Consider the following 14837-nt stretch of genomic DNA (forward strand, 5'->3'; position numbering starts at 1 on the left):
TGATTTCCCCTCCATATGACAAGGATACATGCATATATATAATAAGTCTTATTATTTATGACGCACTACACTAGGTCGGCAATGTATGGCGCGGCAGGCTGATGGTAAAAACGCAGCCTTGCTGCGGCACATTGCGCACGCTCAGCTCGCCGCCGTTGGCGGCAATGCCCTGCTTGGCGATCGTCAGCCCTAGGCCGACGCCGGTGCGGTCTGTGCCGGATTGGGAAAAGGGCAGGAACATGGTCTCGGCCTCGCCGGGAGCCAGGCCGCCGCAATGGTCCGCCACATCAATATGGATGTGCTCGCCCGACGCATAGGCTGTCAGCTGCACTTCGGAACCGGGTTTGGTGAACTTGAAGGCATTTTGCAGCAGGTTCGCCACGGCAGCGAACAGCACATCGCGCGCCCCGCCCAGGGCCAGGTCGGCATCAACTTGCTGCGAGCGCAAGGTGCACCCGCTGGCAGACGCCGACAGCGACGCGGCCGCGTGGAGTTCGGCGATAAAGTTCGCAAGCGAAAACGCGCCCAGGGCGAGATGGTCCTGGTAATCGGTGCGCACTTCTTCCAGCGAACTTGCAATCAATTTTTCAAGGCTGCTCAGACTGCGTTCGAGGATCGATCCGGTCGCCCCTGCAAGGCCTAGCTGGCCAGCCCTGGCGGCGGCAAACGCGAGCGATGCGGTGCCGAGCAAGTTTCTGACTTCATGCGCGAAAAATCCCATTTTTTTGCCGGACTCCAAGGCATGGGCCTGGGCAGCAAGGGCGTCACGCTGAAAGCTGAACTCGGTGACAGCGTCGCAGATGGCGTTGTCCAGGCAGCGGTTGAGCGTACGAAATTCGTCGACATGGAACGGCACGCCGCGCTCCACGGCCAGGTCGGTGATGGCCTGGCACAGGTCGCCGTAGTCGTGCACGACCTGGTCGACCGTGAGTCCAAGCTCCAGCAAGTCCTTTCCATGCTGGGCAGCCGACACGCTGACCTCCGACAAGGCTGTGCCGCCGCCGGCCGGGCCGGAGACGCGGCGGCTGTCAAGCGGGCGCTGCGTTTGCTCGATCTGCAAAGTACGGATCAGCTGGTCCAGGAACATGGGAATGCCATCCCTGAGCTGGGTTTCGCTGGCCGAGCGGCCAACCCGCTGGCCAACCTTGACCCGGCAGCGCTGCGCCAGCTCTTCGCGGTTGTTGGACAGGAAATCGTGCATCATGCGGGCCTCCTTTGCTCAAGCCCATTGTTGAGCCATACCGCAGAAATGCGTAGCAATCTAAACGATAAATAAGTCTAGCACGACATTTCCTGTTGTAAAACATACAGTTAGTGGCAATAAGGCGAATACCAGATGACGGTCAATGCGCGCGGCCGCGTCAGCCTTGCCACTGCCAGTTCAGAATCGCCGGCATGTCGATGCCGTGCACGGTGATATGACTGCGGTGGGCGGCCAATTGTTCCTCGACAAACAGGCGCGCCTGCGCTTTAAACGGCGCCAGCAGCGGCGTGTGTTCGACCACGGCGGCGTACAGGCGGAAACGGTCGACCCGATTGAGCACCACCATGTCGAATGGCGTCGTGGTCGTGCCTTCTTCCTGGAAACCGTGTACGTGGAAGTTGTCGTGGTTGGCGCGCCGGTAAGTGAGACGGTGGATCAGTGCGGGGTAGCCGTGATAGGCGAACACGACCGGTTTGTCGACCGTAAACAGGTCGTTGAATGCCCGCTCGTCCAGGCCGTGCGGATGGGCGTGCGGCGGTTGCAGCGTCATCAGGTCGACGACGTTCACGAAGCGCAGCTTCAGTTCGGGAAAGTGCGCGCGCAGCAGTTGCACGGCGGCCAGCGCTTCGAGCGTGGGCACGTCGCCGGCGCAGGCGAGCACGGCGTGCGCGTTGTCGTCGCAGTCGTTGCTGGCCCATTCCCACACGCCCGCGCCGGCGTTGCAGTGGGCGATGGCCGCCTCGATGTCCAGCCACTGCGCTTCGGGCTGCTTGCCGGCGACAATCACGTTGATGCGGTTGCGGCTGCGCAGGCAATGGTCGGTGACGGCCAAGAGCGTATTCGCGTCCGGCGGCAAATACACGCGCACGATGTGCGCTTTCTTGTTGAGCACATGGTCGATGAAGCCGGGGTCCTGGTGGCTCGAACCGTTGTGGTCCTGGCGCCAGACGTGCGACGAGAGCAGGTAGTTGAGCGAGGCGACCGGCGCGCGCCAGGCAATCTCGCCGGCCGCCTTGAGCCACTTCGCATGCTGGTTGAACATCGCGTCGATGATGTGGATGAACGCTTCGTAGCACGAAAACATGCCATGCCGCCCGCTGAGCAGGTAGCCCTCCAGCCAGCCTTCGCACTGGTGTTCGCTGAGCATTTCCATCACCCGGCCATCGGGCGCGAGGTGCTCGTCGCCGTCGATGATGGCGCCGGTAAAGCAGCGCGCGCTGACCTCAAACACCGCGTCCCAGCGGTTCGAGGCCGCTTCGTCCGGACTGAGGAGCCGGAAGTTGTGCAGGTTCAGGCGCATCACCTCGCGCAGGAATTTCCCTTGCACGCGCGTCGATTCGGCCACCGTCATGCCCGGCGCTGGCACGGCAACGGCGTGCGCGCGCAGGTCCGGCATGGTCAGGTCGCGCAGCAGTTTGCCGCCGTTGGCGTGGGGGGTTGCGCTCATGCGGCGCGCGCCGGCCGGGGCCAAGGCGCGCAGCGCGGGCAGCAGGCGGCCTGCTTCGTCAAACAGCGTCTCGGGCCGGTAGCTTGCCATCCATTGCGCCAGGATCTCCAGGTGCCCCGGTTTGTCCATCTGCCCCATCGGCACCTGGTGCGCGCGGAAGGTGCCGGCGCTCGGCTTGCCGTCAATCTCAAGCGGGCCGGTCCAGCCCTTGGGCGAGCGCAGCACGATCATCGGCCAGCGAGGCCGTCCGCTAAAACCGTCCGTGCGCGCCGCCTGCTGGATGGCGTGGATGCGCGCGGTGACGGTGTCGAGCGTGTCGGCCATCAGGCGGTGCATGGTAGCCGGATCGTCCCCTTCCACGAAGAACGGCTCGTAGCCGTAACCGGTCATCAGGGCGGCCAGTTCGTCGCGCGGGATGCGCGCCAGGATGGTGGGGCTGGCGATCTTGTAGCCGTTCAGGTGCAGGATCGGCAGCACGGCGCCGTCGTGCACCGGGTTGAGAAATTTGTTCGAGTGCCAGCTGGTGGCCATGGGGCCGGTTTCCGCTTCACCGTCGCCGATCACGCAGGCGACGATCAAGTCCGGGTTGTCGAACGCGGCGCCGTAGGCGTGCGAGAGCGCGTAACCGAGTTCGCCGCCTTCGTGGATCGAGCCTGGCGTGTCTGGCGCCACGTGGCTGGGAATCCCGCCGGGGAACGAGAACTGGCGAAACAGTCGCTGCATGCCGGCGCCGTCTTGCGCAATGCCTGGATAGACTTCGCTGTAAGTGCCGTCCAGGTAGGCGTTGGCGACCATGCCGGGCCCGCCGTGGCCCGGACCGGCGACATACAGCACCGACAGGTCGTGCCGGCAAATGGCGCGGTTCAGGTGCACATAAATGAAGTTCAAACCGGGCGTGGTTCCCCAGTGCCCCAGCAAGCGCGGCTTGATGTGTTCGGGCCGAAGCGGCTCGCGCAGCAGCGGGTTGGCCAGCAGGTAAATCTGGCCCACCGACAGGTAGTTGGCGGCGCGCCACCAGCCATCCATGGCTTGCAGCGTTGCGTCGGAGGTGGTGTCAGTCATGCCGTGCTCCCTTGATGTGGCGCTGCCAGCAGCAGGCGTGCTTCCTCGGCCAGCATCCATTGTTCGTCGGTGCGCATGACGCGCACCAGCACCTGGCTCTGGCCGCCTGAAATGACGGGGCGGTGGGCATTGTTGTGGTCCGGGTCGAGCACGATCCCCAAGTGGTGGAGGCGTGCGCAAATGCGCGCGCGCACTTCGGCGCTGTGTTCGCCCACGCCGCCGGCAAAGACCAGCGTGGCGACGCCGTCGAGCGCGCCGGCCATCGCGCAAATGGCCTTGCGCGTCTGGTAGACGAATAGTTCGACCGCGTCGGCGCAGCCGGTCTCAAGGCCCTGGTGTTCCAGCAGCACTTGCAGGTCGGCGCTGCGGCCCGAGACCCCGAGCAAGCCCGATTCATGGTTGAGCATGTGGTGGAACTGGGCTTCGCTCATTGGTTCTTGGCGCATGCAATGGCGCGCCAGGCCGGGATCGATGTCGCCGGAGCGCGTGCCCATCGGGATGCCGCCGGCCGGCGTCAAGCCCATGGTGGTGTCGCAACTGGCGCCATGTTCGACCGCGGTGACGCTCGCGCCCCCGCCCAGGTGCGCCAGGATGAGCTTGCCGTTGGCCGCGTCCGGCCCGTCCAGGCGCGCCAGTTCGCGCATCATCCATGCACACGACAAGCCGTGGTAGCCGTGGCGGCGCACCCCGGCCGCGCTGAACCGGTGCGGGATGGCGAGCGTGCTGGCCGCCGCCGGCATGCAGGCGTGAAAGCTGCTGTCGAAGCAGGCGACGTGGGTGGCGTCGGGAAAGCGCCGGCGCAGCGTTTCGATCAGGTGTACTTCTTGCGGCAAGTGTTCGGGCTCGTCGCGCACGGCGTCATGCAATTGGCCCAGCAGGGCCGCGTCGATTTCCCGGGTGCTGCTGTGCGCTGCGCCATGCACGATGCGGTGGGCGACGGCGCGCAGGCTGCCTGGCGCGATCCGTTCGCCCAGCCAGTCGAGCAGGACGTTGACGGCGGTGACGCGTTCGGGAATCGGGAAGTGGCGCGTGACGGTGTCGGCCGGGTCACCCTGTACGCGCAAGCAAGCCTGCTTGCCGCCGATGCCGTCGATGCTGCCGGCAAACACCAGGTGCAGCGCCGGCTCGGCGCGGTACAGGGCAAATTTGATGCTGGATGAACCCGCGTTGATGGCGAGGTAATGCGATGCGGTGCTGGCCATATAGTCTCCGTTGCGCTAGTTGCGCTAGTTGCGCTAGTTGCGTTACATGATGGGATGGTCCGATCGCGCGGTGTTGGCTTGCACCACGCTCACGCGCGCCTGGCGCAGGTTCTCGAACACCCTGATGCGCCCCTTCAGGGGCCACCAGTCGTACAAAAAAATTTGCACCGGGCGCCACATGGCCACCCAGCCGATGATGGTCAAGCTTTCATGGGCAATTCTCGCGCTCTGGCCGGGAAGAACGCTGGCCAGCGCCTCGGCCAGCAGCAGGCAGGCGATGACGAACACCAGGCCCACGGCCAGGCTCAGGCGGCCCAGGCGCAGCAGTTGCCGCAGTTCGCCGCGCACCAGCTCAATCTTATAGGCGTAATGGTTGTGGACGGCGCCCGCCACCAGTTCCCGGGCGTCGCCGGTTTCCGGCAACTGCTCGACATGGATGGTCAGGTGCAGGCATCTGTCATGCGGCAGCGACAGGGCCCAGTTTTCGATGAATACTTCGCATGCGCGGTCGAGGTCCTTGTTGAGAAAAGGCGTCGGGTCGAGCGAATTGAACAGCTGGCGCAGTTCGCGCACGCGCAATTCCAGCGTCTCGGTCGGGTGCGCGCCATGCATCTCAAGGCGCCCCAAGCGCCTGCGCCAACTTGTCGTCGCGCTGGTAGATATCGTTGGCGAACAGGGCGCGTCCGCTACGGTCGGTGGCCGCGGTGGCATAAAACAGCACCACCGGAATGGTCTGGCCCAAACGCACGGTGCGGTTGGGGCCGGGCGCCATGGCCGTCGCGATGGCCGCAGGCGACCACTGGGCCTGGTCGGCCAGCACGAAGGCGGCCAGCTCGGCCGGACGCTCGACCCGGATGCAGCCGTGGCTCAAGTCGCGCCGCACCTTGCCGAACAATTCCTGGGCCGACGTGGAGTGCAGGTAAATGTTCATCGTGTTGGGCATGGCGAACTTGACGGCGCCCAGGGCATTTTGCGGGCCCGGGCGCTGGCGCACGCGCACGGCGCCGCTGCGCAGCGCGGCCGCCGAGGCGCCGCCCTGCACCTGCCCGTTGGGGGCAACCAGTTCCATGTTGTTTTGCCTGAGGTAGCCCGGATTGCGCGCTAGCTTGGGTGCAATTTCGGCCACGGCTATACTGCGCGGTACGTTCCAGTAGGGATTGAATTCAAGGTAGCTCATCTGCCCGATGAATAGCGGCGTCTGGGTGCGCGCGGCCTTGCCCACGATCACGCGCATCTCGAGCGGCTCGCCAATGTCGGCGGCGCTGGTGTCGAACGCCCACAGGCGGTAAGCGGCGACGTTGACGACGATGACGCGGCCCGGGCGCAGCGGCGGCAGCCAGCGCATCCGTTCGAGCGTGAGCGCGAGCTGGCGCACGCGATGGCTGAGCGGCACCTTGAGCGCTGCGATGGTGTCGCGGCCCGGCTGCCCCGTTTCATCCAGGCCGTGGCGGGCCTGGAAGTGCTTGATGGCGGTGGCCAGATCGTCGCTGTAGCGGTCGGGTTCAGTGGCCGCATCGCTCCCGTCCAGGTCGCCCAGCAACTGCAGGCGCTGGCGTAGCAAGCCCAGGCCCGGGTAGCGCGATCTCGCGACCAGCTTGCCGTTGGCGGGCAAGGCCGGCGGCGACCAGGCGCCGGTTTGCCCGGCCTGCGCGGCCAGGGTGCGGTACTGCTGCAGCGTGGCCTGGATGCGCTTGTACTGCGGCAAGGCGGACGCTGCGGCACTGACCGCTTCGCTCAGGCGCTGTTCTGCCAGCGCCTGGCGCAAGTACGCGACAGCGTCGAAGCGCGCTGCCCCCGCCGGCGGTGTGGGTACCCGCACATCCGGCTTGACGCGTCCGCCATGCAGGTCGGAGATGAATTGCAGCATGGCCTGGCTGAGCGCGTGGTCAAAAGCGTCGGCGTCGGCCGGGTTGCGCGACGCATAGCGGGCGGCCAGCGCATCGACGTCGTAGTAGGCGCCGTCCAGGCCATGCTCGCTCGCCGTGCGCAGCAAGTCCAGCGCCAGAGCGGCCTGGCCGCTGGCGCTCCACAACAGCGCCGGCTGCTCGCCGTTGTACAGGCGGGGCAGCAACAGCGCGGCATCGACGGCGGGCGTGCCCCGGGGCGCGGCCAAGGCGCAGGGCAGGGCTAGTGCAAGCAGCGCGACGGCCGCCGCCAGGCGCAGGGTAAATGGGCGGCTCATGCAGTCCAAGGGCGCGCGGCCAGACCCGTCGGGGCAAAGAAAATGGGAGAAATCATGTGGTGCTCCAGGGTGGCGATCAGGCTGGCGCCGACGGAATCGGCAAATAGCCATGCTAGGTGGCGAGGTCCTATAAATCGTTGATCCACATCAAAACGCGCGGAATCGGCTACTCTAGGTGCACTAGGTCAATTTTGATGCGCATCAACGTTATGTCACTGCTGTGTTCGTAGACTGGCCCTTTTTAATGCCCTCGCTTCATCAGGAACCACGTGAAATTCAAGGATTATTACCAGACCATGGGCGTTGAGCGCACCGCCAGCGCCGACGACATCAAGCAGGCGTATCGCAAGCTGGCCCGCCAGTTCCACCCGGATGTGTCCAAGGATGCTTTAGGCAAGGAGAAATTCCAGGAGATCGGCGAGGCATATGCCGTGCTCAAGGACCCGGAAAAGCGCGCAGCCTATGACCAGTTCGGCAAAGCGCCAGCGGGCGCCGGCATGTCGCCCCCGCCCGGCTGGCAACGCAACAGGAATCCGAACGGAGCCGGCTTTGACGACCTCGATCTGGGCGACCTGTTTGCCGACTTTGGCCGCGCCGGCAGAGGCGGCGCGCGGCGCAGGCCGTCTGCCGCGCGCGGGCAGGATATCGACATCACCGCCACTGTCTCGCTTGAGCAGATCCATGGCGCCGGTGAAATTGAAGTGCGCGCCAACCTGCCCGAAGTCGATGCGCAAGGCGCACCGCGCCGCGTCAGCCGCACGTTTCGCATTTCGGTGCCGCCCGGCGCGGCCGATGGGCAGCGACTGCGCCTGGCGGGCAAGGGCGGTCCCGGCCAGCACGGCGGCCCGGCCGGTGATTTGTATGTGGTCTTGGCGGTGGAGCCGCACCCGCTGTACCGCGTCAGCGGGCGCGATCTGTACATGGATCTGGCGCTGGCGCCGTGGGAAGCGGTACTGGGCGCCGCAATCCGGGTCCCCACGCTCGACGGTCCGGTGGAGCTGAACGTAAAAGCCGGCTCCAGCGGCGGGCAGCAATTGCGCCTGGCCGGGCGCGGCTTGCGCGCCGCCGACGGCAGCGCCGGTGCGCTGCATGCCGTGATCGTGATCAAGGTGCCAACGGTCGTGAGCGACGCCGAGCGCGCCCTGTACCGGCAATTGGCCGATGCATCGGACTTTCAGCCGCGCGCGCGCGCCGCATGAGGCGCGGACAAGTCACTGTGCAGCTAAGGCATGCCAGGCGCGGCGTCAAGCCAGCCGCCGCGAAAGCCGGCGCGCCGCAAGCCTGAACCGATGTAGGGACAAGCGCGCATCAGGCGCCAGGGCAGGCCGCTGCGGTAGTTTTCAATCATCAGCAAGACCGGCCCCTGGTCGATGCCGAAGTGCCAGGGCGACACCCAGCCGTGCGGCATGGCTTTGCTGCGGAAGGTCGCGTTGAACGTGGTTTTATAGCCATAGCGGCAATGCAGCGCCGGCGTGCGCGCGAACTGCGCGATGGTCGGCAACACGATTTCGGGGGCGAAGGGGAGCGCGGCGATCACCGCCCATGGCGCGATGGTCCCGTCATCCGGGCCGTGCGGCACGCCGCGCGCGACATAGTCGAAGAACCGGCGCTTGACGCCATCGATGACCCGGGTCGCCGGGCCGGGCCCGTCGCTGGCGGTAATGCCCCAGCAGGTTTGGCCGTAGCCGATCAAGCGCTGCGGATTGTCGATCGCGTAGCGTTGCTGGACCAGCGTGGCGCGGCGGCTGTTTTCAAAGTAATCGATGCCGTGAGCGCGCATGAACTGGTCATCGATGCCCCGAAAGTCAATCCAGACATGCGAGAGCTGGTGCGTGAACAGCGACCCGGACTGCAGGTAGGGCACGCCGTAGCAGTGGTCCCAATGGTAGAACGCGCACCATGCCTGGTAGCTGGCAGAAGGCAGCGGGAAGGTGGGTGAACCCAGGCCCAGGATATACAGCAGCAGCGCTTCGTTGTAGCCGGTCCAGCGGTGCTTGAGAAAGCCGCGGCCGCTCTTCCAGCCCATCGTGACGGTGTCGCCCCTGTTTTGCGCCCACTGCCAGTCGGCGCGCCGGTACAGTGCGTCGGCCAGCGTGCAAAGTTCCTGCTCGTCTGCGTCGGGCCGATTGAAATAGCACGCCGCGCCCAGCGCGCCGGCCAGCAGGAATGCGCTGTCGATGGTCGACAGTTCGCACGTACCCGCGCGGCGCCCGCTTTCCATGTCCAGGAAGTGATAGTAAAAGCCGTGGTGGCCGGTGGCGTCGGCCTGCGGTCCTTGCGGGCTGTTCCAGAAAAAGCGCAGCGTGGTCAGCACAACGCGCAGCGCTGCTTCGCGCCCGATGAGTGCACGCTCGACCGCGACCGGATAGGCCAGCAACGCCATGCCAACGGCGGCGATGCTGGCAGGCCAGCCGGGAACGTTTTTGTCGCGCACCAGGCCGTTGGCCGGGTTGGTCTGGTCGATAAAGTAAGCGAACGAGCCGCGCTGCAGGAAATCGAGTTCCGCTTCGTCGGACTGCATGAGCGCAGGGACGTCAATCAGGCGCGCGGGGACGTCGTGCTGATGCGTGGGCATGGTGGATTTTGGCGTTGGTGGAGCATCGTCACAGCGTTGCATACTAGCCTAAACGAAACGCGACGAGACGGTGCGCTACTGAACGGACGGTGTTTTTTTATACTCTTGGTTTCTTTTTCCGCACTACCAAGACCGAACGCGATTTTTCGGTTGCAACAGTGTAAACTGAGCGCAGAGTGACGTTTGATCGCGCAAGCACTGGCAGCGTCACGTTACTGGATTCCTTGGGGTTTTATGCGGCTGTCAAAATTTATCCTGAAAAACATGGAAGTTATTCTGCAAGAGTGGGAAGACTTCGCTGAAACCTTGTATCCGGTGACGTCGGCCAGCAAGGCAGAGTTGCGCGACCATGCGAAAGAGATGTTGAAAGTCATCTGCATCGACCTCGATACGGCGCAGGCGACGCAGGTGGGAATCGAAAAATCGCAGGGACTTGCTCCTGCTGACGAAGCCGAAACAGCGGCCCAGTCCCACGCCGAAGATCGCTTGCTGTCCGGGTTCTCGATCGAACAGTTAATGGCCGAATACCGCGCCGTGCGCGCCAGCGTTTTGCGCCTCTGGCAAGAAAAAATGCAAAAGGCCGATGAGCTCGACTTGCAGGACATGCTGCGCTTTAATGAAGCGATCGATCAATCGTTGACGGAGGCGATCGCCAGGTATTCAGCCATGTTGCGCGATTCGCAGCATATTTTTCTATCCATTCTGGGCCATGATGTACGCAACCCGCTGGGCGCCATCAGCATGGGAACCCAGCTCATCATGCAAGATGAGGCCCTGCCCCAAAAGCACCAGCGCGTCGCATCCCAGGTTCTCAAAAGCGCGCAGCGCGTCTCCGAAATCGTCGCTGACCTGCTTGATTTTTCCACCAGCCACCTGGGCGGCGGCATTCCCGTCACGGCTGCGCCTATGGATTTTCGGGTTGAATGCGAAACCGTGGTCGATGAAATGAGGATTTTCCATCCCGGACGGATGTTCGAACTTGCCATGCATGGCGACTTGCATGTGCATTGGGATCGCGCGCGCATCGCCCAAGCACTCTCTAATCTGGTCGCCAACGCCGTACAGCACGGCGCGGCCACGGAGCCGGTATGGATCACGATCAGCCGCGAGCAAAGCGATGTTGTCTGGGTCGTCCAGAACGCGGGAGCGGTGATCGCACCAGCCCGGCTAAGGACGATGTTCGACCCGGTAAAGACGTTTTCGATCAAGTCAGCGAGCGAACGCAGCGCGAGCCAGACTCACAATCTCGGCCTGGGCCTGTACATCACGCATGAAATCGCCACCGCGCACGGCGGCAAGATCCGGGTAACTTCCACCCCATCGCACGGCACCACTTTCACCTTGCGCATTCCGGCCAACGCCGTGCCGGCAGCATCGGCCCATGCGCGCCTGACCGGCAACGCTTAAGCGCTGGCGCGGTTAGCTTCGTCGGCGCAGGCGCGTGGCGCCAAAGCCGGCCAGGCCCAGGGCAAACAGCAGGGTGCTCCCTGGCTCGGGCACGGCGGCGGCGGCGGGGGCCGTCTCAAAATTAAACACCGTTTTCTGGTTGCCGAAGCCGAAGCCGACATTGTCGACAAAGCCGCCAAAGCTGCCGTTCCAGCCTGAACCGATGCCAAATTCAATGCCGGTGATCGCCGTCGCCGCGCTCAGCTGGTCGGCCGGACCGGCCGGACGCGGACCGTTCATCCATTCGGCCAGCGTGGTGCTGTAATCTTCGACCGTGTTTCCCGGACTGGTTTGGCGCTGCCAAAAATTGCCGTCCACGATATTGCTGCTGTTCCATTGGCCGGTGGCCATGCCGCCACCGTTGTAGACCTGCTCCCACACCAGGTAGCCGCGGTCGGTTGTGGTGCGGCTGTCGCCATCGGTGTCGTAAGCCAGGCGCAAGGCCGGCTGCAGGTGAGCGGGTGCGCCGGCACCGCTGTTGCGGTACCAGTCGTAGCTCAGCGCGTCCAGCGTGCCCAGCGTGCGACCGCCGACAAAGCCCCAGTAGTAGGCAAAGTCTGCCTTGCCGCTGCCATCGGTCAGGCTCATCGCGACCGACCCGTTGCCGCTGCGCGGCGCGCTGGCGGTGATGCCGGCGGCGGTGGTAGAGGTGTAGCCGTTTTGCGTGCCGCGCAGGTTGGTCAGATACCAGGCATTGAGCGCGGGCGAGGCGCTTATGTCGGCCGGCGTCACGGTGATCACGGCTGCATTGGCCTGGCCGGCGAGGGCGGCGGCAAGCGCCAGGCTCTTCAAGACAAAAAATTTCATGGAATCGGTCTCCGTAGTGTATCGGCAAGCGCTGCCCAACCGCGCATCTTAGCGCAACTTGAGGTAATAGAGAGTTCTATATGGAAATAGTTCCGCGCTCGTTCAGGTAGTCGGCGGCGCCGTCGACGCCATCGGCATGTGCGTCAATATCGGCCCGCGCACGCGAACGGAGCGCGCAATGGCGTGTTTCGAGGCGTTGCAGGCCGTCGGCGCAGCAAAACACCGACAAAAATTGCAAATAAACCGGTTTTTGTGAAGTGCGTGCGACTCAGGCTGGCAATGTAGACTTATAATCACGGCAGTTGGTCGCTTGTGCATCGGTCCACGATGCGCATAGTTGGCGCCACACTTTATTATTTTGGAGATAGACATCATGGCATCAGGTATCGTGAAGTGGTTTAATGACGCAAAAGGTTTCGGTTTCATCACGCCGGACGATGGTGGCGAAGACTTGTTCGCGCACTTCTCGGCAATCAATTCCGCCGGTTTCAAATCGCTGGCCGAGAACCAGCGCGTCACGTTCGAAGTAACCGCGGGTCCTAAGGGCAAGCAAGCATCGAACATCCAGCCGCAGTAATTTTGCGCGCAGGACTAAATCAAGCCTCTGTGGAGGCTTTTTTTTCGCCCGTCTTTCCGTGGCGCCGTTTGGCCAGCCAACAGCTTGCAGAACAAGACCTTGCAATAGCGTATGCTGCCATGATCCTCACTTTGCGTTTTCATCCATGAACAATTCAGATTTACAGGCCAAAACCCTCGTTCTGCTGCTCGTTCTCGTCACGCTCGCGTTTTTCTGGATACTGACGCCGTTTCTGGGCGCCATTTTCTGGGGGACGGTCCTGGCGATCATGTTCTCGCCATTCCACCGCTGGGTGCAGCGCAAGCTGGACAAAAAGCCCGTGCTGGCGGCGCTGACCACGCTGGGCATCTGCCTGTTCCTGGTAATTTTGCCGATGATACTGATTGCCGTGAACCTGGCCAGCGAAGGCACGGTCCTGTACAACAAGCTCGAGTCGGGCGAAATCGACGTCCGCGTCAGCCTGCAAAATCTCTTTACCGCGCTGCCGACGTGGATGCACGATTTGATGGCCCGTTTTGGACTGGACAGCATCAGCACGCTGCAAGCCAAGCTATCGCAGGCCGCAGTGCAAGGCAGCAAATTCATCGCCACCAACGTGCTCAACTTCAGCTTGAATGCGTTTGACTTCATCGTCAGTTTTTTTGTGATGCTGTATCTGCTGTTTTTTCTGCTCATGGACGGCCCTGCGCTGGCCGCGCGCATCCAGCGCGCCATTCCGCTCAGTACGGTGCACAAAAAACATTTGTTCGACAAGTTCACCACCGTGATCCGGGCTACGGTCAAAGGCAATTTTCTGGTCGCGGCCGCGCAGGGCGGCCTGGGCGGCCTCGCGTTCTGGGGGCTGGGCGTGCAGGGGCCGCTGCTGTGGGCGGTCGTTATGGCTTTCCTCTCGCTGCTGCCGGCCGTTGGCGCGGCCATCATCTGGGCCCCGGTGGCGCTGTATTTTCTGGTCACGGGCGCGATCTGGAAAGCGGTGATCCTGACCGCCTTCGGCGTGCTGGTGATCGGCATGGTCGACAATGTGCTGCGTCCCATTCTGGTGGGCAAGGACATCAAGATGCCCGATTATCTGGTGCTCATTTCGACCATCGGCGGCATGGCCATTTTCGGGCTGACCGGTTTCGTGGTCGGGCCTGTGGTGGCCGCACTGTTCATTGCGCTGTGGGACTTGTTTTCCATCCAGCATAACGACCAGGTCCAGGGTTGATGCCATGCTGAAACTGCGTGCGCAATTGAGGCGGCTGTACCTGCTTGAGGGCAGTTTGCCGGCAGACCAAGCCGCCGGCCCCGTCCTGCTGACCCATGACGGGCATACCCGCGCCATCGTCATTGACTTTGACAAGCTGCCGGGCGAGGACGACGCCCATTGGCGCCTGTTATGCCTGGTGGCCAATGGTTTGCAAGGCAAACTCGATCTGCCGGCGCCGGCGGTGAGTATCTCGGGCGAACACGGCTTTCGCCTGTGGCTGTCGCTGGCAGCGCCGATTCCCCTCGGCGTGGCGCGGCAATTCGTGACGCTGCTGCGCGAAAAGTATTTTCCAGACTTGCCCGTGCCCCCTGACGCCATCAGCCGGCCGGTGGCGCTGCCGCCTTGCCTGCATCAAGGCAGCGGAAGGTGGGCGGCGTTTATCAACCCTGGTCTGGGCGCCTCGTTCGCCGATGAAGCGGGCCTGGAAATGGCGCCGCCGTTGGCCGGGCAAACTGCGCTGCTGGAACACCTGGCGTGCATCAGCGAGCCGCAATTTATGCACGCCATGGCTTTGCTGCAGCCTGCCCGTGGTGCGCCGCCGGCGCAAACGCGCGCGGCAACGCCTCACGGCTTGCTGCTGAAAGATGCAACTCTGGAAGAGATCGTCAATCATTTGCATGCAATGCAGATCGAACCGACGTTCCGGCACTTGATCGCTCGCCGGCCGGACGCGTAACCGGCAGTTCAGGAAACGGCGAACGGCGTGCCGAATACGCCTACCGCAAGCGCCACCCAGACCAGCAGCACGGCCAGGACCAGGCCGGCGCCAACGAGCGCGCGCTGCCCGGCGCTGCGTAGCTGGCGCGCGACGGCGACATATATCAGGCCGCTGCCGGCGAGCAGCGCTGCCATCACCGAAAAATCGGACAAGCTCCAGTTCACCTCGCTGCTGAACTGCATGGCCACCAGGGGCAGCATCAAAACCGCCGCCGTGCCTGCCAGTAGGCGCAACAGGTTGCTGCCGAGTGTTCGCTGGTCGTTGCCGCTCGTGCTGTTCATGATCTTGCTCCTGGTAGATGGATTGCGCTAAAGATAGCAGCGAAATAGGAACGCACCATGCGTTCCGTGTGAAGTTGCGCTGGACAA

The 14837-nt window shown here is 63.7% G+C and carries 13 protein-coding genes; 5 read left to right on the forward strand and 8 right to left on the reverse strand.

Annotated elements, in window-relative coordinates:
- Positions 1–70: 70 nt before the first annotated feature.
- From ACP7BV_RS17580 to ACP7BV_RS17600, 5 genes are all read right to left on the reverse strand, one after another.
- A complete protein-coding gene (locus ACP7BV_RS17580; protein ID WP_426105649.1) occupies positions 71–1204 on the reverse strand; it encodes a sensor histidine kinase in 1134 nt (377 codons plus the stop codon).
- Between the two features lie 157 nt (positions 1205–1361).
- Positions 1362–3713, reverse strand: coding sequence for a phosphoketolase family protein (locus tag ACP7BV_RS17585; RefSeq protein WP_426105651.1), 2352 nt, complete (start codon positions 3711–3713; stop codon positions 1362–1364).
- Entirely contained in the window at positions 3710–4915 is a 1206-nt protein-coding gene (locus ACP7BV_RS17590; RefSeq protein ID WP_426105653.1) for an acetate/propionate family kinase, read from the reverse strand. Before ACP7BV_RS17590 ends, ACP7BV_RS17585 begins: the two co-directional genes overlap by 4 nt.
- Before the next feature lie 42 nt (positions 4916–4957).
- Positions 4958–5542, reverse strand: a complete 585-nt coding sequence (locus ACP7BV_RS17595; RefSeq protein WP_426105654.1) for a hypothetical protein — start codon at positions 5540–5542, stop codon at positions 4958–4960.
- Positions 5529–7097: a L,D-transpeptidase family protein gene (locus ACP7BV_RS17600; protein WP_426105655.1), complete on the reverse strand. Its 1569-nt coding sequence runs from the start codon at positions 7095–7097 to the stop codon at positions 5529–5531. The genes ACP7BV_RS17595 and ACP7BV_RS17600 overlap by 14 nt, the downstream gene beginning before the upstream one ends.
- Before the next feature lie 269 nt (positions 7098–7366).
- Between ACP7BV_RS17600 and ACP7BV_RS17605 the strand changes: the two genes are divergently transcribed.
- A complete protein-coding gene (locus tag ACP7BV_RS17605; RefSeq protein ID WP_426105656.1) occupies positions 7367–8296 on the forward strand; it encodes a DnaJ C-terminal domain-containing protein in 930 nt (309 codons plus the stop codon).
- 23 nt (positions 8297–8319) lie between these two features.
- Here ACP7BV_RS17605 and ACP7BV_RS17610 read toward each other — a convergent pair whose 3' ends face one another.
- Positions 8320–9672 (reverse strand): glucoamylase family protein, encoded by a 1353-nt coding sequence (locus tag ACP7BV_RS17610; protein WP_426105657.1) that lies wholly within the window; start codon positions 9670–9672, stop codon positions 8320–8322.
- Between the two features lie 264 nt (positions 9673–9936).
- Here ACP7BV_RS17610 and ACP7BV_RS17615 point away from each other — a divergent pair, with 264 nt between their 5' ends.
- Complete coding sequence (locus ACP7BV_RS17615) at positions 9937–11079, forward strand: sensor histidine kinase (RefSeq protein WP_426105658.1); 1143 nt, start codon at positions 9937–9939, stop codon at positions 11077–11079.
- Positions 11080–11091: 12 nt separating this feature from the next.
- Here ACP7BV_RS17615 and ACP7BV_RS17620 read toward each other — a convergent pair whose 3' ends face one another.
- Entirely contained in the window at positions 11092–11925 is an 834-nt protein-coding gene (locus ACP7BV_RS17620) for a PEP-CTERM sorting domain-containing protein (RefSeq protein ID WP_426105660.1), read from the reverse strand.
- Positions 11926–12298: 373 nt separating this feature from the next.
- On the opposite strand from ACP7BV_RS17620, the gene ACP7BV_RS17625 reads away from it, so the two are divergent.
- The 3 genes from ACP7BV_RS17625 to ACP7BV_RS17635 all read left to right on the forward strand — a co-directional run bounded on the left by ACP7BV_RS17625 (position 12299) and on the right by ACP7BV_RS17635 (position 14427).
- A complete protein-coding gene (locus tag ACP7BV_RS17625; protein ID WP_426105661.1) occupies positions 12299–12502 on the forward strand; it encodes a cold-shock protein in 204 nt (67 codons plus the stop codon).
- A 145-nt stretch (positions 12503–12647) separates the two neighbouring features.
- Entirely contained in the window at positions 12648–13709 is a 1062-nt protein-coding gene (locus ACP7BV_RS17630) for an AI-2E family transporter (protein ID WP_426105662.1), read from the forward strand.
- A 4-nt stretch (positions 13710–13713) separates the two neighbouring features.
- Positions 13714–14427, forward strand: a complete 714-nt coding sequence (locus ACP7BV_RS17635) for a hypothetical protein (RefSeq protein WP_426105663.1) — start codon at positions 13714–13716, stop codon at positions 14425–14427.
- 8 nt (positions 14428–14435) lie between these two features.
- Here the strand turns inward: ACP7BV_RS17635 and ACP7BV_RS17640 are convergent, their stop codons facing one another.
- Positions 14436–14750: a hypothetical protein gene (locus ACP7BV_RS17640; protein WP_426105665.1), complete on the reverse strand. Its 315-nt coding sequence runs from the start codon at positions 14748–14750 to the stop codon at positions 14436–14438.
- Positions 14751–14837 lie beyond the last annotated feature (87 nt).

The organism is Massilia sp. TSP1-1-2 (genome assembly GCF_049896185.1).
Classification (GTDB): Bacteria; Pseudomonadota; Gammaproteobacteria; order Burkholderiales; family Burkholderiaceae_D; genus Telluria_A.